The sequence below is a fragment of the Burkholderia sp. BCC1993 genome, from assembly GCF_905339865.1.
Classification (GTDB): Bacteria; Pseudomonadota; Gammaproteobacteria; order Burkholderiales; family Burkholderiaceae; genus Burkholderia.
Genome location: NZ_CAJPGZ010000001.1, coordinates 275,326 through 294,108 on the forward strand (window position 1 = coordinate 275,326; position 18,783 = coordinate 294,108).

General features: G+C 61.7%; 17 protein-coding genes and 1 pseudogene. 6 read left to right on the forward strand and 12 right to left on the reverse strand.

Annotated elements, in window-relative coordinates; translation table 11 throughout:
- Positions 1-475: 475 nt before the first annotated feature.
- Both U4Y91_RS01270 and U4Y91_RS01275 read left to right on the forward strand, forming a co-directional pair.
- Positions 476-2,788 (forward strand): hypothetical protein, encoded by a 2,313-nt coding sequence (locus U4Y91_RS01270; RefSeq protein WP_321802706.1) that lies wholly within the window; start codon positions 476-478, stop codon positions 2,786-2,788.
- Positions 2,785-4,266, forward strand: coding sequence for a virulence factor (locus U4Y91_RS01275; protein ID WP_415750435.1), 1,482 nt, complete (start codon positions 2,785-2,787; stop codon positions 4,264-4,266). Before U4Y91_RS01270 ends, U4Y91_RS01275 begins: the two co-directional genes overlap by 4 nt.
- Before the next feature lie 156 nt (positions 4,267-4,422).
- Here the strand turns inward: U4Y91_RS01275 and U4Y91_RS01280 are convergent, their stop codons facing one another.
- From U4Y91_RS01280 to U4Y91_RS01310, 7 genes are all read right to left on the reverse strand, one after another.
- Positions 4,423-4,962, reverse strand: coding sequence for a cytochrome P460 family protein (locus U4Y91_RS01280; protein ID WP_321802707.1), 540 nt, complete (start codon positions 4,960-4,962; stop codon positions 4,423-4,425).
- Positions 4,962-6,005: an alpha/beta hydrolase gene (locus tag U4Y91_RS01285; RefSeq protein ID WP_321802708.1), complete on the reverse strand. Its 1,044-nt coding sequence runs from the start codon at positions 6,003-6,005 to the stop codon at positions 4,962-4,964. Before U4Y91_RS01285 ends, U4Y91_RS01280 begins: the two co-directional genes overlap by 1 nt.
- A gap of 287 nt (positions 6,006-6,292) precedes the next feature.
- Positions 6,293-7,570, reverse strand: a complete 1,278-nt coding sequence (locus U4Y91_RS01290) for an epoxide hydrolase (protein ID WP_321802709.1) — start codon at positions 7,568-7,570, stop codon at positions 6,293-6,295.
- 184 nt (positions 7,571-7,754) lie between these two features.
- Positions 7,755-8,363, reverse strand: a complete 609-nt coding sequence (locus tag U4Y91_RS01295; RefSeq protein ID WP_321802711.1) for a pyridoxamine 5'-phosphate oxidase family protein — start codon at positions 8,361-8,363, stop codon at positions 7,755-7,757.
- A 90-nt stretch (positions 8,364-8,453) separates the two neighbouring features.
- Positions 8,454-8,642: a hypothetical protein gene (locus U4Y91_RS01300; protein WP_321802713.1), complete on the reverse strand. Its 189-nt coding sequence runs from the start codon at positions 8,640-8,642 to the stop codon at positions 8,454-8,456.
- A gap of 10 nt (positions 8,643-8,652) precedes the next feature.
- On the reverse strand, positions 8,653-9,852 hold the full coding sequence (locus U4Y91_RS01305) for a PLP-dependent aminotransferase family protein (protein WP_321802714.1): 1,200 nt from the start codon (positions 9,850-9,852) through the stop codon (positions 8,653-8,655).
- 709 nt (positions 9,853-10,561) lie between these two features.
- Entirely contained in the window at positions 10,562-10,750 is a 189-nt protein-coding gene (locus U4Y91_RS01310; protein ID WP_059819600.1) for a hypothetical protein, read from the reverse strand.
- A 202-nt stretch (positions 10,751-10,952) separates the two neighbouring features.
- On the opposite strand from U4Y91_RS01310, the gene U4Y91_RS01315 reads away from it, so the two are divergent.
- From U4Y91_RS01315 to U4Y91_RS01330, 4 genes and pseudogenes are all read left to right on the forward strand, one after another.
- Positions 10,953-12,299 (forward strand): MFS transporter, encoded by a 1,347-nt coding sequence (locus U4Y91_RS01315; RefSeq protein WP_321802716.1) that lies wholly within the window; start codon positions 10,953-10,955, stop codon positions 12,297-12,299.
- Positions 12,300-12,355: 56 nt separating this feature from the next.
- Positions 12,356-13,327, forward strand: coding sequence for a dipeptidase (locus U4Y91_RS01320; RefSeq protein WP_321802717.1), 972 nt, complete (start codon positions 12,356-12,358; stop codon positions 13,325-13,327).
- Between the two features lie 32 nt (positions 13,328-13,359).
- Positions 13,360-13,584: pseudogene (locus U4Y91_RS36725) on the forward strand (DUF5943 domain-containing protein); the annotation flags it as partial.
- Between the two features lie 388 nt (positions 13,585-13,972).
- Entirely contained in the window at positions 13,973-14,545 is a 573-nt protein-coding gene (locus U4Y91_RS01330; RefSeq protein WP_321803146.1) for a PAS and helix-turn-helix domain-containing protein, read from the forward strand.
- Between the two features lie 208 nt (positions 14,546-14,753).
- Here the strand turns inward: U4Y91_RS01330 and U4Y91_RS01335 are convergent, their stop codons facing one another.
- From U4Y91_RS01335 to U4Y91_RS01355, 5 genes are all read right to left on the reverse strand, one after another.
- Complete coding sequence (locus tag U4Y91_RS01335) at positions 14,754-14,969, reverse strand: hypothetical protein (RefSeq protein WP_321802720.1); 216 nt, start codon at positions 14,967-14,969, stop codon at positions 14,754-14,756.
- Between the two features lie 207 nt (positions 14,970-15,176).
- Positions 15,177-15,632, reverse strand: coding sequence for a hypothetical protein (locus tag U4Y91_RS01340; protein WP_321802722.1), 456 nt, complete (start codon positions 15,630-15,632; stop codon positions 15,177-15,179).
- A gap of 142 nt (positions 15,633-15,774) precedes the next feature.
- Complete coding sequence (locus U4Y91_RS01345; protein WP_321802724.1) at positions 15,775-16,401, reverse strand: tyrosine-type recombinase/integrase; 627 nt, start codon at positions 16,399-16,401, stop codon at positions 15,775-15,777.
- A gap of 595 nt (positions 16,402-16,996) precedes the next feature.
- The gene (locus U4Y91_RS01350) at positions 16,997-17,551 is read right to left on the reverse strand and encodes a hypothetical protein (protein ID WP_321802726.1); all 555 of its coding nucleotides are present in this window, start codon (positions 17,549-17,551) and stop codon (positions 16,997-16,999) included.
- A gap of 181 nt (positions 17,552-17,732) precedes the next feature.
- The gene (locus tag U4Y91_RS01355; protein WP_321802728.1) at positions 17,733-18,371 is read right to left on the reverse strand and encodes a hypothetical protein; all 639 of its coding nucleotides are present in this window, start codon (positions 18,369-18,371) and stop codon (positions 17,733-17,735) included.
- Positions 18,372-18,783: the final 412 nt, after the last annotated feature.

Consider the following 18,783-nt stretch of genomic DNA (forward strand, 5'->3'; position numbering starts at 1 on the left):
GTCGACAGTAGAACCCGCTCTCGTATCCGGCATGTTTCCGAAACTCGCCTTCAGTGCAATCCGATGTTTCCAGAGCCTCGATAGATACAGTGCGATACAAATCCGTCAGCATCGCCACGCACATACGGACGATAGCGATTCGAGCGCTGCCAAGTACGGACGAGATGCCATGCGCAGTTGCGTCATGGGGCTGATTCGCCGGAGGGTCGCCTGTCGGACGACAGCGGATCGCAAGGCCACGCTCTACGTCAACAACGAAGCCATGCGACCGATTCTGGCCTGAAACACATTCTGACAATCCGTGTCGGTTATCACGGCCTCCGCGCGGAGTTTTCGGGCGCCCGCGTCTTTCTTGCGCGCCGATTCAGTATGCTCGCCGCCTGATCACGTTTCCCTCTTGCTTCGGACACTTATCTTTTCATTCCGTGTCGGTCCGATGACGGTGGAACGCATCACGCATGCTGGAGGAGTTTTGATGACCGATTCAATTTTCGATCCTCGATCGGAAGCGAAAACACGCAATGTCGAACCCGTCACGCACGCGGCTGCGCCGGACGCGCCTGCATCTCGGCCGGCTCCGCCGCCGATCGTCGTCGGCCGCGTCGAAGGCGTGACGATGTTCGCGAAGAATACGCCGCTCATCTGTCTCAAGCAGATGCCCTTGCCCGGTATCGTGATCTTCGTGCATGGGGTGAATTCCGAAGGCGAATGGTTCGAGGCGTCGGAGGAAGGACTATGCAAAGGCCTGAATCGCAGGCTCGGGCGTCTGGACGATCAGATGATGTATCACGGTATCGATGCGGGGCAATTGACGCCCGCGAAGTACACGGAGAGTGTGACGCCGGATGGTTTTCTGAACCCGAAGCTTTGGCCCGGCAGCTACGTTAAGCCCGAGCCGTCGTTTTCGCCCGTCATACATTTCCGATGGGGCTATCGCGCGACTGCTGCGGAACTGAAGGAGTACGGCGACAAGATCTTTCTCAACGAAAAAGACTATTGGGGCGGCGGCCCGTTCACCAACGGCTGTGCCAGCCTGCCCGATCTTTGGCACGGCGGTCTGGATGATCGAACGATGGGCTGGATGACCGTGCAAGGCATCAATCCGACCAACCGGCCGCTGTATCGCGCGCCACCGCGTGCGTATGGCGTCCTCGCGGCACTGCGCCTGGCGAAGCTGATCGAGTCGATCCGAAGCATGCAGGCCGATGTCCCGATTACCGTCGTATGTCACAGCCAAGGCAACATCGTGGGCCTGACGGCCGCGTTCTTCGGCGACGCATTCCCCGATGTAGAAGATCCGTGGGGACGCACGGGCCACTGCGTGGCAGACGCCTATGTGCTGGCGAACGCACCATATAGCTTGGCGAACGCAGACGGCCCATACAAATCCGACACGTTCATGGATACCTGGTCGCAACGCGCGACGAAAGACGGCAGCGGCCGGCGTGGACGACAGACTTACGCCGCGCGCACGAAGACATTCGGCACATTCATGTCGATCATCGGTGCTCGAAAAGAGCATGAACTGCCCGCCGACAAGATCGATGAAGACATGGCGAACGAGCGGGTATCGCCGACGAGCAATCGGTCTTATGCGGCGCAAGAGGATCGCGCGAGGCACGGGCTGAATGAATCGACATATGGCCGCGTCACTGCATATTGCTGTCCGCACGATCAGGTGATTTCTGCGGTGACGGTTCAAGGGATTGGCTGGCGCGGCATCAACAAGCACGAACTCGACGATATCGGGGCGGCAGGAGTCCTGACGCAGCGGGTCTTTGCTTCCGGTTTTCCGGTTGGCGTTCAGAAGCCGTACCGATACTGGGAAGACGATTGGCGGCATGGCAAACAAGGAACGAAGCCGGGGTTCTGGTATCCGCCGTCGCCGCCGGCCAAGTTCAATCTGGTGGGCGCGATCAGAGGGAATGAGTCTGTGTTGGGCATGGCGGCGACGCTCGTGACTGCGCCACTCATGTTCGTCGTGACCGGCATAAGTTCGGCATTGAACATGCTCCGCGTGAACGCCGATCCGCCGAAAGGCTGGACGGTAGTTGCGGATGCTCCGGCGCTTGACGAGCCATTCCCGCCGAAGGCCTTGCGATTCGGCAAGTCAGTCGAGACCAAGGACGGCGACGCGATCAGCGACTTCAACGAAGGCAACGATCCGCCGGCTGCTTGGCGCGACGCGAACAAGAGCGATGCAGACAAGCGGGCTGATGATCCGTACGACCAGTACAAGGCGAAGAACGAGGACAGCGTCGCCCAAGGTACGGCCGCAACCGAAGCCGGGCAGCGTTACGAGGACCGCGCATTGATGCGAATGGAGGCACGTAGGACATTGAACACGGAGTGGCTAGACCGAGACGGCCACGTGATAGGCGAGGACGGCAAAAGCGCGATGCCCGAAGGCTATAAGGATTGGCGCGACAAACAGATTGTCGATTGGCTCGATCGCGGCGCGACCAACAGCCCGACGAATCACTCAACGACGATGACCAACCCCGAGCATGCCGAAAAGGCGCTTGCGTATGACGTTGCGGTGGGCCTGTGCTACATCACGCCCGAACAACTCTACGACTTGCGCATCGAGGCGGATTGGAGGATGGGGGATGGGATTCCCCTGGAAAATCCAAATAAAAGGTACGCCGGCTATTTCGCGTCGGGAACGCTCGATAGAACGCCTCTCCCCGAATGGGCACATGCCGAAACAAGTGAAGGCAAGATTCCCGCCGCGATCATGGACGAACGTGAAGGCGAATTTTTTCTCAAGGTCGGGGGAGTCGTATGAACACGCTGATTGGTACACGGCCGAGACGTATCGCCATTTCTATTTTGGCATGGCTGATCACAACCGTTCTGATCGCATCCCTAATGGCACACGTAGAACAACCCGACCCGGCGCATTTGGAAATAGGAGATTGGATGAAACGATTCTTTGTTGTACCCGGACTAGCTGCGCTCACGGTGTTTCTCTTCACCACGGCCGCGATGCGTTCCGCACAAGCCGCGCCTGTTAGAGAGCCGGTGGCGGATGCAGCATCGACAGCAGAAGCACAGGCGAGGCCATTCTTTGCACAAGTCGTCGGCCTACTCTGGTTGAATCCACTACAACGGATGGACTATCCGACCGAATGGCAATTGTTGTGGACGCAAGGACTTGCTGCACCGAACAACAATGACGATATGATTCGGACCGATCCGAAGTCTTTTACTACACTGCAACCGGTAGCGGGTATCGCATACGGCAACCACGGAACGGAAAGCTTCAAGGGCTTCTACGCCAAGTACGTCGACAAATTCATCCTTCTCCTGCGCGCCCGCTACTTTAGCAACGCAAAGTACTTCTACACCGTGCAGTCCAATAGCCAGAAAGATTGGCGCGAACTCGCCGGCATACGCGTCGAAGCTGCTGTTCCGCCCCGACTCGATCCGGCCTTTGCCAAGTCGCGCATGGTCGATCGGATGATGAACTTCTTCGAGATTGGGCCGCCATCACCGAAGACGCTTTGGAGCCGCGATACGCCTCCCGACGTGCAAATCACTCAAGGCGGCGCAAACGCCGGCTTCACATCGCTGAACAACGCGCTGGACTACTTGCAGGCGAACCCAGACAAGACCGTATGGGCGATGAACTGGGACGCTCCGAACTTCCCGCCCACGGATGCGCAGATCAACGAGAATCTCGTCGTGCTGTTCCTCGCCGGCCCGAACTTCAACACCGAGCGCGAACCGCTCGCTTGGATCGGCAAGGCCGCATCCGGCGACACACAAGCGTTTTCGCCGAAGGTCGGCACGACACGCGCCGTGCAGGCATGGAAAGCCACGATCGACGAAGCAGCACGCAATGCCGGTGTCGCGGTCACGGACCTGAGTTACATCGTCCACGACGCAGGTGTACCCAGCGACGCAGCGTCGTCACGCGTTGTCTCGCTCGCGCAGACCTTGACCGAAACCCTCCCTGAATACGACCACACGAATCAGACGTTCAACACGGCCGCCCTACTCGGCGACATGGGAACCGGCAGCGCGTTGACCGACGTCGCACTCGCAATCGGCCGAATCAACCACTTCGGCGGCAACGCCTTGGTCGCCGGCACGACCGACCCTGAGCACCCCGTCGCCGTCGTCGTCAGACCACCATCGACGCTCACGCCAATCGATCCGGACCAAGACTGGTTCCGCGCACGCGGCGGCAACAACGCGTACCTCCCCTGGTGGGGACGTCGACACGACACCAACTACGGCATGCAAGGCTATTCGTGGTGACGCAATCTACGCGGCGGCGCAATCGTTGGCGACCGGGTTCGCTCCGCCGCGCCACCGCGCCGCCCGCAATTCGGCACCGGCGATCAGAACGATGGTGAACGGTGAACGGCGTACCCCACACGACACGCATTCGCCGGTTCCGCCGCGCTCGCCCCCTCAAGGCGCCAGCCGCGTGAACACATAGTCGTGATTCTTCACGCGCGCCTGATGACACGCGAAGCAGGTCTGGTGCTGACCGATATCGGCCGGCACGCCGTTGATGAAGCGCCCGAAGCCCCAGCCGCCCGTCGATGCGTAACGACGCGAATCCTTCACCATCACCTGCACGGTCGTCGCCTGGCCGGGCACCGTTGCCGGCGCGAACTCGTCGGACTGCTTGCGCTTGTATGCGAGCTTCACGAGGATCGTGCCGTCCGGAAACGGCAGCGTCGCCTGTTCGAGCGCGCGGATCGCGACGGGGTTGCCGAGCACCACGCGCAATTCGTCGAGCGGTGCCGCTTCCTCGGCCGGCGCGACCATTTCCCACTTCCGGTAGCCGGGCGGGATCGTCACGCCGTAGATCGGCGACGCAGCCGGCTTCGGCTGTTCGGCAAGCGCAGCCGGGCCGCTCACTGACAACGCGCCGGCCAGCAGCACGCCCGCGACGCATGCACGGCGCGCGCCGCGATACACGACACCAGCAGTACGTGTCTGCATCACAGATGCTCCACTTGCAGGATCGCATCGGCGAACGCCTGCGGCGCTTCCTGCGGCAGGTTGTGGCCGATGCCGCCGGTAATCGTCCGGTGCTGGTACTTGCCCGTGAACTTCTTCGCATACGCGGCCGGCTGCGGATGCGGCGCGCCGTTCGCGTCGCCTTCCATCGTGATCGTCGGCACGGTGATCGCCGGGCCGGCCGCGAGCCGCCGCTCGATGTCGTCGTATTGCGCTTCGCCCTGCGCGAGCCCGAGGCGCCAGCGATAGTTGTGGATCACGACGGCTACGTGGTCGGGGTTCTGGAACGACGCGGCGCTGCGCGCGAAGGTCTCGTCGGAGAACTGCCACTTCGGCGACGCGAGCTGCCAGATCAGCTTGTTGAACGCATCGCGGTTCTCCGCGTAGCCGAGCGCGCCGCGCTCGGTCGTGAAGTAGAACTGATACCACCACTGCAATTCGGCCTGCGGCGGCAGCGGCTTGCGGTTCGCCTCCTGGCTGCCGATCAGGTAGCCGCTCACCGACACCAGCGCCTTCACGCGCTGCGGCCACAGTGCCGCGATGATGTCGGCCGTGCGCGCGCCCCAGTCGTAGCCGCCGAACACCGCGCGGTCGATCTTCAGCGCATCCATCAGCGCGACGATGTCGACGGCCGTCACCGCCTGCTGGCCGTTGCGCACGGTGTCGGCCGAGCGGAACGTCGTCGATCCGTAGCCGCGCAGGTACGGCACGATCACGCGATAGCCGGCCGCCGTGAGCAGCGGCGCGACGTCCGCGTAGCTGTAGATGTCGTACGGCCAGCCGTGCAGCAGGAACACGACCGGGCCGTTCTTCGGCCCGAGATCCGCATACCCGACATTCAGCACGCCCGCGTCGATCTGGTGGATCTTGCCGAGCGATGCCGCGCCGGCCGATCGCTTCGCGCTCGATGCATCGGGCGCCGACTGCGCATGCGCGAGCGAGCCGAAGCCGAGGTCGGCGAGGGTCAGGCTGGCGAGTGTCGTACCGAGGATCAGGCGGCGGCGGGTGTTCACGGTATCAGGCATGACTCATTCTCCATTGTCGATCGCTGGGAAAGGGGCCCGCGGCATGTGCGGGCGCTCCGGTATCGCCGTTCACGGCGGCGGCGCAACGCACCGCGCCGCCGTGTGAATCACTTCACCGGTTTTATATCCGAACCGGCCGCACGCTTTGTATCTCAACGTATCTGTGTTCGGGTACGACACACAGCGATTCAAAATCGTGACGGAAACGGGTGTTCGCGGTCGGCCGCGCGCTACGCGTGACCCGGGCCGGCATTGCCGCCGGCCCGCGCGCGCCCGGCAAGCCACGCTTACGCGCGACGCAACGGCCGGAACCCGGCACGCACTTCGCGGGCAAACAGTTCCGGCTCCTCCCAAGCCGCGAAATGCCCGCCCTTGTCGACTTCGTTGAAGTAGATCAGGTTGTGATAGCTGCGCTCGGCCCAGCTGCGCGGCGCCTGGTAGATCTCGCCGGGGAACACCGTGATCGCCGCCGGCAGCGAGATGTCCACCGCGTTGAAGTTGTTCGAGTGATCCTCCCAGTAGATCTGCGCGGCCGACGTCGCCGTGTCGGTCAGCCAGTACAGCGAGATGTCGTCGAGAATCTCGTCGCGCGGAATCGAACGTTCGGGCACGCCGCCGCTGTAGGTCCACTGCGAGATCTTGTCGTACATCCACGCGGCCTGCCCCGACGGCGAATCGGCAAGCGCGTAGCCGACCGTCTGCGGCCGCGTGACCATCATCGCCGAGTAGCCGCAGTTGTCGCGATAGAACGTCGCGAGCTTCTCGTACGCGGCCTTCTCCTTCGGCGCCAGCGACGCCGGTGCCGGCGCGTCGGTCTGCAGCAGCGTCGCGATGTCCGGCGGCACCGTCGCCGGCATGTTCACGTGAATCCCGGCCAGGCCCTGCACGCGCTGCATCGCCATCCGATGCGAGATCACCGAGCCGCAGTCGCCGCCCTGCGACACGAAGCGCGTATAGCCGAGGCGCGCCATCAGCTCGCCCCAGGCACGCGCGATGTGGTCGGAGCCCCAGCCCGTTTTCGCCGGACGCCCCGAGAAACCGAAGCCCGGCAGCGACGGCACGACGACGTGGAACGCATCGTCGGCACTCGCACCGTGCGCGGTCGGGTCGGTCAGCGGGCCGATCGCTTTCAGCAGCTCGAAGATCGAACCGGGCCAGCCGTGCGTCATGATCATCGGCATCGCGTTCGCGTGCCGCGAGCGCACGTGGATGAAGTGAATGTCGAGCCCGTCGATCTCGGTGATGAACATCGGGAAACCGTTCAGGCGCGCCTCGCCCTTGCGCCAGTCGTAGTCGGTCCCCCAGTAGTTCAGCAGCGCCTGCATGCGCGCGAGCCGCACGCCCTGCGATTCGTCGGCGACCGTCTCGCGGCCCGGCCAGCGCGTCGCGGCGATGCGGCGGCGCAGGTCGACCAGTGCTTCGTCGGGAATGTGGGCGGTGAACGGGCGTATGCCGTTGCCGCCGGTGGCCGCGTGCAGCGCGGTGGGGAGCATCGCGGATACGCCGGCGGCCACGGAAGTGGCCAGCAGGTGGCGGCGCATCGGGGAAAACGGTGTGGAAGACATCGCTCGGCATCTCCTTTCGTGAAGTGGAAAGTGAACATGCCGCGCGCCCGGGCGCGCCTTCGCTTGCATTCGGGCGCGCGTCGGTCACGCGGTGTCGCCCATTTGAAAGGTCTGATGTATCCGGGATTTGTCTGATTTGTACGCGTTTGTAGCAGCGTGCTGTTGCCGCCCGCCGTTGCCGCCGTCAGGGCGCGACCCAGCGGCCTTCGTAGCCTTCGTCGTTCAAGTCGAATACCGCGCGGCGATGGCCGCTGCGCGCGAGTTCGAGCCAGTCGATGCGCGTCACTGTGACGTGGAGCAGGCAGAAGTTCCGGTAGCCGTCGTCGGTGGTCGCTGTCTCCGTGGTTGCGCCTGCCGTGACGTGCGCCTCGTCGGGCGACTCGATCGGCGTGCCCGGGCGCAGCGGTGCGCGATACAGCAACAGCGTATGAGGACGGCTCGATTGCCAGACCGCGCGACGTTGCGCTTCGTCGTCGCAGATCGATGCCACGCCTTCCGCGCGAATCTGCACGAGTGAGTCGAGATCGTTAGCGACGATGGCGATACGCGCGTCACGGCGCAATTCCGCGACCTTCTGCGAACGTGCATCGGTATTGAACGACAGCAGGCGATCGGCGCGGCTCACTTGCCGCAACACGATCGTGCGCACCTTCGGCGCACCATCGAGGCCGAGCGTCGCGGCCTGCAGCATCGTGAACGGCGAGCGCTGCGCGCTGACGCCGGACTCGAGGCAGGACCAAAGGCGGTCGTACGTTTCCGTCAGCGATTCGGAAGGGGTGTCGGTGTCGGACATGATGGCGCGGCGATCCTGCGCGATTCGATCGAGACAGCTTAACCGTTTCGGCGGCCGGCTTTCCTGGTGAGCCCGCCGCCGCCGCGCGGTTCAGTTGTAGCCGAGGACGGCCGGTGCGGCGTCGCGCGTGTCGGTCGACTCCGCGCCGAAGCGGCCGAGTACGTCGGCCACGTACTGCGGCCCCGCGCTGATCTGCGACGACTTGTGCGCGACGGGACGGATATCGGCCATGCCCGGCGCTTCGTCCATCCATGCGGTGTGGTTGATGACCATGTTCATGTGTGTCTCCTCACGCGGCCAGCGCCGCACCATACGCGCGCACGAGGCGCGCCACGCCTTCCCGGATCGCGTCGACATCGGGCGCGGCGAACGACAGCCGCAGCGATGCCGCGTCGACGTTGTCCGCGAAGAACGCCTTGCCCGGCACGAAGACGACCTTGTTCGCGATCGCCTGTTGCAGCAGCACGTCCGACGACACCGCGCCGATGCGCGCCCACACGAACATTCCGCCTTCGGGACGATGGAACGCGATCGCGTCGCCGAAGCCGTCGCGCAGCGCGTCGCACATCGCGTCGCACTTGCGCTGGTAGGCCGCGGTGATGCGCGGCAGATGGCGTTCGAGTGCGCCGTCGGCGAGATACTCGGCGGCGGTGGCTTGCGTCCACGGCGTGCTGCACAGGTCGACCGTCTGCTTCGCGATCACGCAGCGCCGCGCGATTTCGGCCGGCGCGATCGTCCAGCCCACGCGCAGCCCCGGCGCGACGATTTTCGACAGGCTCGCGAAATGCACGATCCAGTCGCGCGCGCCTTCGACGTCGTTCGCGAGTGCAAGCATCGACGGCACCGGTTCACCCGCGAAACGCAGGTCGCCGTAGGGATCGTCCTCGACGATCAGGAAACGGTATTGCACCGCGAGACGCAGCAGCTTCAGCCGGCGTTCGCGCGTGAGCGTCGCGCCGGTCGGGTTCGCGAAGGTCGGGACCGTGTAGAGCAGCTTCGGCTGCGCAATCGCGCCGGATGCGAGTTGCGATGCGAGGCGCTCGACGTCCAGGCCTTCGCCGTCGACGGGGATCGTCACGATGCGCGCCTGTTGCAGACGCATCGCCGACAGCGTCGCCGGGTACGCCGGCTGTTCGGTCAGCACGACGTCGCCGGGGCCGACCATCACGCGCAATAGCAGATCGAGGCCCTGTTGCGAGCCGGTCGTGACGAGCAGTTCGGCGGGCGTGCACGTCACGTTGCGGCGCGCCATCAACGCGATCAGTTGCTGCTTCAGTTCGGTGAGGCCGTCGGTCGGGCCGTATTGCAGGCAGCGGACCGGTTGAGCGTATGCGCGTTCGGCGGCAGCGTTCAGGCCGTCGACGTCGAACAGGTCGCTGGCCGGATAGCCGCCCGCGAAGGAAATCATCCCCGGCTCGGAGAGGTATTTGAACAGCTCGCGGATCGGCGAACCGGCAGGATTCTGGAATGAGGGCGTGAACGCGTACATGTCGTCGTGAGCTGGATGGCAGCGACGGCCGGGATAGCCGACAGGTGCCGCCCGCCAAGGCGCTTCTGACGCCAACGGCGGGAATTCGAGCCACGATTGTCGATAGTCATTAACGCTGCGGCAAACGATATCTATGCACTAGGTCTTGCGGTTTGGTCATCAAATGGGGAGGCTCGCCGTGTTGACGGCTCGGTGGCCCAACATCAACTCCCTTTCCCGCGCTCTCCAAGCAATTCCGAGCGCCCGATCACTTCTCTCCCATTGTCGGTCTTGTCCGCATCCGAGAGGCCAGCGGCTTCAATCACCGCCCTCCGAGGCACAAATTACCACCTGCGATTTTGTATCCCCAGGGATACAAAAATTGATGAAACAGGCACCGATGTAGCCCAAGGGATACATGATTGGCTCAAAGCGGTCGATATCGACAAACGATATCCATCCATCACGGTCTTGCGGTTTGATCATCGATTGAGGGAAGAGATGCGGCCGTGCCGCAGGGATGAATCGAGTACGTTCGACGGTTTTCGACAGGTACGTGTCGGCGCCCCACGACCGTTGCGGCCGTGGCAATCGTCAAAGGTGACTACAGGTGTATCGCGGCATCCGCTGCATGCGTCGATGGCCGCATGGAGGCGACGCCGCACCGAGCCTGCGATGCGCGCGACACCGAGGCGCTCTCCCTCATCGAGCCGTCGCCACCAAACTCCCGTCACCGGCACACAATGTCGACCGCCAGGATCTCGTACCCCGGATCGGCGTTCTCGCTCGCCACCTTTTTCGCTTCTTCATACGAAAGAAAGGACATCGCTTCTTCGATCTCCGGCGCCATGCCGATGTCGCCGTCCTCGCCGGTACAGAGGAACTGAAGCCCGGTCTTCACGACATAGATGGTCGTCATGTCTCCCTCCATGGTGTGCATGGGGAACTTCCAGTCTAGCCTCCGCGCTCCCTTATTCAACTCCGGCAACGCCGGCCGGACGGCCGCCGCCCCCACCCCGCCCCCGATTACCTAGGTAATTGACACGTATGGACCTAGGTAATTGGCGTCCCTACGATGTTTTCGACGCGAACCGAATCACACCTACGAAGAGGATACGACCATGACCACCCAGGACGTCGATACCAGCACGCTACGACGCGTGATCGCCGCAGCCTCGATCGGCAATTTCGTCGAGTGGTTCGATTTCGCCGCGTACGGCTTTCTCGCCACCATCCTGACGCGCGAATTCTTTCCGAGCGGCGACCCCACGGTCGGTCTCCTGAAGACCTTCGCCGTCTTCGCGGTGGCCTTCGCATTCCGCCCGCTGGGCGGCCTGGTCTTCGGCGTCATCGGCGACCGGATCGGCCGCAAGCGCACGCTTGCACTGACGATCCTGATGATGGCCGGCTCGACCACATTGATCGGCCTGCTCCCGACCTACGCGAGCATCGGCTACTGGGCCCCGTTGCTGCTCACGATCATCCGCTGCGTCCAGGGCTTTTCGGCAGGCGGCGAATACGCCGGCGCATGCGCGTACGTGATGGAACACGCACCGCGCCGCCGCCGCGCATTCTTCGGCAGCTTCGTGCCGGTGTCGACTTTCTCGTCGTTCGCCTGCGCGGCCGTGATCGCCTATCTGCTCGAATCGTCGCTGTCGTCGCAGGCGATGGTCGAATGGGGCTGGCGCGTGCCGTTCCTGATCGCGGCACCGGTCGGCCTCATCGGCGTGTACCTGCGCGTCAACCTGAATGAAACGCCCGCGTTCCAGGCGCTCGAAGGCAAGCACGACATCGCGCATGCCCCGCTGATGGAAACGCTGCGTTCGCAGTCGCTGAATATCCTGAAGCTCGGCGCGTTCGTGTCCGTGACGGCGCTGTCGTTCTACACGTTCACGACCTATTTCGCGACCTACCTCCAAGTGGCCGGGCACCTGTCTCGCGGCACGTCGCTCCTCGTGACGGTGCTCGCCCTCTTCTTCGCCGCGGCCCTGTGCCCGGTCGCCGGCTTCTTCTCCGACCTCGTCGGCCGCCGCGCGACGATCGCCACGACCGGGCTCTTCATCATCGTGTCGGTGTATCCGGCGTTCTCGCTGGGCGGTTCGGGCGTGTTGTCGCAATCGCTGGCCGGCGTCGCGCTGCTGGCCATCGGCGCGGTGTTCTCGGGCGTCGTGACGGCACCGCTGATGTCGGAAGTGTTCGCCACGAAAACGCGCTACACGGCATCCGCGATCACGTACAACCTCGCGTACACGATCTTCGGCGGCACCGCACCGCTCGTCGCCACGTGGCTGATCTCGGCGACGGGGACCAACCTGTCGCCCGCGTACTACCTGATCGCCGTGTCGATCCTGGCGATGATCGGCGGCCTGTCCCTGCCGGAAACGTCGAAGACGGCGCTCGAAGATGCAGGTCCGGCAACCGCGAGAACCGGCCAGTCCGCCAAGCGCGGCGTCGAAGGCGCGGTTTGAGTACACGCCCCGCTTGTGCAAACGGGGCCGACTAAACCAACGCATGGAGAAACACCATGACGAGCCTTCACGACGCCAGCATCATCATCGACGGCCTGAACATTTCCCGCTTCGAGCGATCGGTGTTCGAAGACATGCGCAAGGGCGGCGTCACGGCCGTCAACTGCACGGTCTCCGTGTGGGAAGACTTCCAGAAGACGATCGACAACATCGCGGAGATGAAGCAGCAGATCCGCGAATACAGTGAAATCCTCACGCTGGTGCGCACGACCGACGACATCCTGCGCGCGAAGAAGGAGAACAAGACCGGCATCATCCTCGGCTTCCAGAACGCGTATGCGTTCGAGGACAACCTCGGCTATATCGAGGTGTTCAAGGAGCTCGGCGTGAACGTCGTGCAGCTCTGCTACAACACGCAGAACCTCGTCGGCACGGGTTCCTACGAACCGGACGGCGGGTTGTCCGGCTACGGCCGCGAAGTGATTCAGGAGATGAACCGCGTCGGCATCATGGTGGACCTGTCGCACGTCGGCGCGAAAACCTCGTCCGACGCGATCGCCTGTTCGAAGAAACCGGTCACCTACTCGCACTGCTGCCCGTCCGCGCTGAAGGAACATCCGCGCAACAAGACGGACGAGCAGCTGCGCGAGATCGCGGAAGCGAACGGCTTCGTGGGCGTCACGATGTTCATGCCGTTCCTGCGACGCGGCGCCGACGCGACCATCGACGATTATCTCGAAGCGATCGAATACGTGATCGACGTGATCGGCGAGGACAAAGTCGGTATCGGCACGGACTTCACGCAGGGCTACAGCACCGAGTTCTTCGACTGGATCACGCACGACAAGGGCCGCTATCGCCGTCTGACGGACTTCGGCAAGGTCGTCAATCCGGAAGGCATCCGCACGATCGGCGAATTCCCGAACCTGACGGCCGCGATGCAACGCGCCGGCTGGAGCGAGTCGCGCATCAGGAAGGTGATGGGCGAGAACTGGCTGCGGGTATTCGGCGAAGTCTGGAACGGTTGAATCGCACGACACGAACGCACCACGCACCCGCCATGCAGCCACAATTGCCGATCGACGTCGATCCGGACACCGGTGTCTGGACCACCGACGCGCTGCCGATGCTGTACGTGCCGCGCCATTTCTTCACGAACAATCATGTCGCCGTGGAAGAGGCGCTCGGCCGCGAAGCCTACGCGTCGATTCTCTACACGGCCGGCTACAAGTCAGCCTATCACTGGTGCGACAAGGAGGCGAAGCAGCACGGCATCGCCGGCATGGCCGTGTTCGAACATTATCTGAAGCGGCTGTCGCAGCGCGGCTGGGGCGTGTTCAGCATTGCCGAAGCCGATCCGGCGACGTCGCACGCGCGCATCCATCTGCATCACTCGTCCTTCGTGCTGGCCCAGCCCGACAAGCATGGCAAGCTCTGCTACATGTTCGCGGGCTGGTTCGCCGGCGCAATGGACTGGGTCAACGACACCGCGCCCGACACGGCGAGCAAGGGCCCGCGTGCGCATTCGGCCGAAGTCCGGTGCGCGGGCGAAAGGCACGACTGCTGCGTCTTTCACGTCGGTTGAATGTCGTGCAAGCGCTACCGCTACAATTCGACAGGAGCGAACCTGCCCGATAGCCTGGGTCCGAACACGGTTCGGCCCCGTCGACCCGATGCCGAACATGACCGACACGATGCCAAGCCTCGACTACGAAGATCTCTTCAGGCATCTGCCCGTCGCAGCGATCGTGGCGAAAGAGCGCATCATGATCGACTGCAACGAGAAGGCGCTGCAACTGTTCAGGGCGACCCGCGACGACATCATCGACCAGTCGTTCGCGAAGCTGTATCCGCAGCAGAAGGACTTCGCGACGACCGGCCGTCGCCTCGCGCCGCTGCTCGCGAAGCATGCGGGGTTCAGCGACGATCGCATCATGCGCCGCGTCGACGGCAGCCATTTCTGGGTCACCGTGTGCGGCTTCGGCTACAACACGAAGCGGCCCTTCGAGCTGGCCATCTGGACCTTCACCGACCTGTCGGGCGACGCGAAGCATCCCGACGTCGCCAGCACGCTGACGGATCGTGAGCGCGACGTGGCGGCATTCCTAGTTCACGGTTTGACCAGCAAGGAAATCGGCAAGGAGTTGAACATCAGTCCGCGCACGGTCGATATTCATCGTGCGAGTTTGTTGAGGAAGTATGAGGTGCGCACGACGCACGATCTGATCGCTTGCTTGCTGGCGTGAAGCGCGCGTGCTCGACGGCGCCTGTAGTATCCACGCGCCGGCAAACATGACGCTTCGTAGATTTGCGTGGACGTCGCTTACGGACCCGAAGTCGCCAGTGGGAATGCTCAAAAGCGGACGCTGATCACCCGGACACGGCGTCTAACGCCGGGCTGAACCACGCAATCCTCAACGTCGGCTCAGATGAGATGTTGGGCTTGCAAGGCGGTCATTGCGGCAAATCCAAGCCGAACTGCTCGACTAGCTCAGGGAAGCCAAGCGACGTTGCCACCCGGGCAAAGGCATTGCGCTCTGCTGTCGATGCGACTGCAAGTGTAGATGCGATCTCCTCAAGTGCGTTTACGTCGTCGTCCTCTGTGTGCAAGTTGCTCCGCTGATCGATGTGCCTAACGGCGAGTACAAGTGCCTTGGCTAGTCCATCCATGCCTGCCTCCAAAAGACCAAATGCGACGTGAAACACACGCACAGAAGAACGCTATTTGCGACTGATTTCCAACGACCGCTCCTAGTCGATTGCCGACCGATGTAACCAGTTGCTGCAACCTCCGTCAGTTCTCCACGAAACCTCATCGAACACGCTCGGGGCCTGCGGGGAAATTTTTCGGCCACTGGTCGCTCGGCATGGCTCAAATCAATCTGAGCTAGCTCCGATGATGAAGATGGTGGCTTCCGAAGCGGCCCGGAACAAGAAGGCAAAGTCCCAGAAGACCGGATAGAAGGGGTGCCCCTCTTCTAGCGTGAACCGCTCTACCTTTATTGCGTGCGATATTGTGAGCCGTAAGTCGGATACAAGCTTCTCGAGCATCCCCGTCAAAACGTCCGATTCGAGCGTTTCTTTCGATGGTCCAGCAGCATCGTCCCCGGCGTAAAGGAGACAGCATTTCACCATCTCGATAACTGAGTCAGAACTTATCTCCGCAAAATCGATCGCAATCGCTCCGCCTCCAAGAGCCGTTGAGACTATCTCCGTAGATTGAAGCGGTTCGGCAAGCACAACGGTATAGGCCTTGAGAAACACGCCGTAATTCAAGCTACCACCGGCCAATTCATCGGAAATATCATCGAGCAGTAACTGATCAATAGTCATTCTGTCGTATCTCGGCCGGCTTCATGAAGAGGCAGTGGGCTACCGGAATAGCCCCGGACCCGATTGTCGACGATCCAGTCTGCGATGTCGAATGACGAAAAATGGCCGGGCAGCGCCCGAGCACCGTCCGACCCAGGGGGCATCAAACGTCGATCTGCTCTGCCATCTCGAGAGCATCGTCGACCTCGATGCCAAGATATCGAATGGTACTCTCCAGCTTCGTATGACCGAGCAGCAACTGTACCGCCCTGAGGTTCTTCGTGCGCCGGTAAATCAGCGACGCTTTGGCCCGACGCATTGTATGCGTTCCGCAAGCAACGTCGTCGAAACGGATCGAGCGGATCCAACCATGGACAAGACTGGCGTACTGTCGCGTCGAGATGTGCGGCGCCCCGTGAATGCGGCTCGGGAACAGAAAGTCGCCCGACGAAAGTCCCGCCGCCCCGATCCGCGCCTCGGCACTCTCACGGGTCTGCTCGGTGATCTCGAACTGCACCGGCCGTTGGGTCTTCTGCTGCATTACCGTTGCCCGTGGCACCACACGACAGCCAACGCAAATATCGCGCACGCGCAATCGGATCAGGTCGCACGCTCGCAACTTGCTGTCGATCGCCAGATTGAACATCGCGAGCTCACGTGTTCTTGCCGCTAGCTGCAGGCGGATACGGATCGCCCAGATTTCCTTGAGTTTCAGTGGCAACTTCTGGCCCGTCAACTTGACTTTGTTCCACGGTATGCCCCGCGCGCCGTAGTTGATAGTCGCTTCCATTACGACGCTCCTTTCAAAGGAAGGGAGAATCAGTCTGCGCCGTCCGTGGCGGGCGATACCCGACCCGAAGCGGACGGTCGACTTCGTCCATAGCAGTCATTGGCGCTCGGCCGTTGTGCGCAATAATGCATCCCAGCTAGCGTCTCGAGCCGAATGGTTCCAGCTTGAAGGGCATGCTTCAGGAGTAGCCTCGGCTCTTAGGATCTCCTGTCCACCATCCCAATTTTGGCTGGAGCCGGCTCGGCAAATCTGAGTATTTTCTGGTTATATCGGGCCGGCAAGGACGAACCATTAGGAATTGCTACGGCAATTACCAGGCAGACGGCAGCAAAAAAAGATACTCAGGAGAATCGGCTCCTCTCGTATGAAAATTTGCACCGCCAAGCAGGAGTATTGCTTTTAGCCAAAACGCAACCCCTGCAAGCAACGCCATAGTCCAGAATAGACGGTCGAGGATATTGAAACTCCTCCAATGCAAAATTTCATATTTCATTGTTGAGAGACCCTCGTTTATCCGCGACGCCGTTATTGGCAGTGCTTCAGCCGTAGGCAGACGGCACGCATAGTATGAGCTCTCGTTTATCGCTTCGTCTCGCTAGTTGTCGCCAGGAGCGGATAGTTTAGATGAAAGAGGCTGGCGCCTTCCAGCGGGCAGGTTAGCCCGGCCCGGCAGACGAACCCGCTTGGAGCACTCAGTCGCAATTGGGACGAGCGCTGGCGACTTAACTCTAGAAAGCGCGACTAAAGTTTTGCGCTCATAGGCTTCAGCGACCCCTGGCTCTGGCTCGATGAAAGGCGAAGTACAGATGAGCTCCAAAGCAAATCCATGACCGACCAAAGCTAAGACCCGATTCGGTGCTTTTGGGAGAGCACGCGCAACAGCATAGTCCAGCGACAGGGATGCGCCGGCATCTGCAAATGGTCGAAGAGCGATTGCAACTTTTAGCCACGATGCGTCGCCGGACTCAACACCAGAGAGTACATGGTCAAAGTCCTCTTCGTGTTCCCACAGATCCCAGAGCACCTTGTGTCCGCCCTCATTGGCAATGCGGGTCATCAGAATCGTTGCCGATGGTTCCGAGCCACTCGCACCGAAAGCCGTCATAGGAACCAGTGCAAGGACCAGGGCGATTGTGGCGAGCTTTCTCATAGAACGGGTTTTCCATGTCCCACACAGCAAACATGCAACGCCAAATGCCAAAGCTGGGGGACAAGTAGGTGTCTGAGCAATGGTCTTCATTGTCTTGCTGCTCCCTGGGTTTTGACGTCCACTCGGCTATTCGCTTTCGATATACCCCCGTGAGCGGATCGCCATTTGCTAACGTCGCCAATCATGGGGCGTTTTGCTGGCTTGCAGCCGCTCGTGCTTTGGCTGCACGAATGTATGCGTCTGTCTGCCACTCCTCGTAACCTAGAAGGAACCCCTCCATGCGTTCAAGTGACTCGTTCCAGCCGGTCACTTGCCCCGTATGCCAAATAAGGATATAGGCATCAATCCTCCACGCTTCATTAAGTCGCGCATACAAAACGCGCCTTGTACGGTAGCCGTTCAGAATTTCTGTATCGATGTACTCTCTCTTTAGAAATCGTCCATCCGCCACATAGCAGTCGAATAGTTTCTCTGGAATCACGCTGTCGTTTGTCAACGATGGATATTCTTCGCTGAAGGCGGCAAAGGGTTTCATGCCGTCAAGCATCAGCGCAAGCTCCCGATTTGTGTGGACCTGGTAAGGAAGGTCGTCAAGCCAATGTCGGGGTCTCAGAATCGCCGGGGCCGATTCTCCAACTGAGAAACCGAAATGCGATGAGAATCTAGCCGTCTCGTGTGCGTCCAACTCATAGTCACGGCCTGCATCAAATTCCTCGTCTTCCAACAAAGAGGAAATGACAGTCGAATCCGGCACTTCGATCGGAAAGCACTTTGCAGGACACGCCGTGTTCACATCAATGGTTTCGAGGATGAATTTCATGACCATATCGAAGCCCCGAAGTTTGGTGCTGAAGATTGTCGCGCAATCTAGCGTCGTCAGTCCAATGACCGCTCCTGGCCCGTCAGCTTGCCTTTGTTCCACGGCATGCCTCGCGCGCCGTAGTTGATAGTCGCCTCCATGACGACTCTCCTTTCAAAGGAAGGGAGAGTCAGTCTGCACCGTCCGTGGCGGGCGATACTCGACCCGGTTCGGACGCTCGATCAGGCGCGACCCAATTGGCAGCTTTCAGGGGTGCAGCGGTCAAGCATTCCTTCGAGTTGTTCGGCAGATCATCGACCCAACCCGCCGGTCGCGTTCAACCGATTGCGACCGCCGCGAGCGGCTCGCTTCCGGAATTCGTGAACAGACCATTTCGACCCGCTGCGCCTTGACGATATTCACAGCGAGCTTC

Bases quoted from the DNA above. Each gene is read 5' to 3' on its own strand.
- U4Y91_RS01330 (WP_321803146.1), top strand. From the start codon at position 13,973: ATGCCGAACATGACCGACACGATGCCAAGCCTCGACTACGAAGATCTC.
- U4Y91_RS01355 (WP_321802728.1), bottom strand. From the start codon at position 18,371: ATGAAATTCATCCTCGAAACCATTGATGTGAACACGGCGTGTCCTGCA.
- U4Y91_RS01310 (WP_059819600.1), bottom strand. From the start codon at position 10,750: ATGACGACCATCTATGTCGTGAAGACCGGGCTTCAGTTCCTCTGTACC.
- U4Y91_RS01345 (WP_321802724.1), bottom strand. From the start codon at position 16,401: ATGGAAGCGACTATCAACTACGGCGCGCGGGGCATACCGTGGAACAAA.
- U4Y91_RS01280 (WP_321802707.1), bottom strand. From the start codon at position 4,962: ATGCAGACACGTACTGCTGGTGTCGTGTATCGCGGCGCGCGCCGTGCA.
- U4Y91_RS01275 (WP_415750435.1), top strand. From the start codon at position 2,785: ATGAACACGCTGATTGGTACACGGCCGAGACGTATCGCCATTTCTATT.
- U4Y91_RS01350 (WP_321802726.1), bottom strand. From the start codon at position 17,551: ATGAGAAAGCTCGCCACAATCGCCCTGGTCCTTGCACTGGTTCCTATG.
- U4Y91_RS01335 (WP_321802720.1), bottom strand. From the start codon at position 14,969: ATGGATGGACTAGCCAAGGCACTTGTACTCGCCGTTAGGCACATCGAT.
- U4Y91_RS01305 (WP_321802714.1), bottom strand. From the start codon at position 9,852: ATGTACGCGTTCACGCCCTCATTCCAGAATCCTGCCGGTTCGCCGATC.
- U4Y91_RS01285 (WP_321802708.1), bottom strand. From the start codon at position 6,005: ATGCCTGATACCGTGAACACCCGCCGCCGCCTGATCCTCGGTACGACA.
- U4Y91_RS01340 (WP_321802722.1), bottom strand. From the start codon at position 15,632: ATGACTATTGATCAGTTACTGCTCGATGATATTTCCGATGAATTGGCC.
- U4Y91_RS01290 (WP_321802709.1), bottom strand. From the start codon at position 7,570: ATGTCTTCCACACCGTTTTCCCCGATGCGCCGCCACCTGCTGGCCACT.
- U4Y91_RS01295 (WP_321802711.1), bottom strand. From the start codon at position 8,363: ATGTCCGACACCGACACCCCTTCCGAATCGCTGACGGAAACGTACGAC.
- U4Y91_RS01315 (WP_321802716.1), top strand. From the start codon at position 10,953: ATGACCACCCAGGACGTCGATACCAGCACGCTACGACGCGTGATCGCC.
- U4Y91_RS01300 (WP_321802713.1), bottom strand. From the start codon at position 8,642: ATGAACATGGTCATCAACCACACCGCATGGATGGACGAAGCGCCGGGC.
- U4Y91_RS01320 (WP_321802717.1), top strand. From the start codon at position 12,356: ATGACGAGCCTTCACGACGCCAGCATCATCATCGACGGCCTGAACATT.
- U4Y91_RS01270 (WP_321802706.1), top strand. From the start codon at position 476: ATGACCGATTCAATTTTCGATCCTCGATCGGAAGCGAAAACACGCAAT.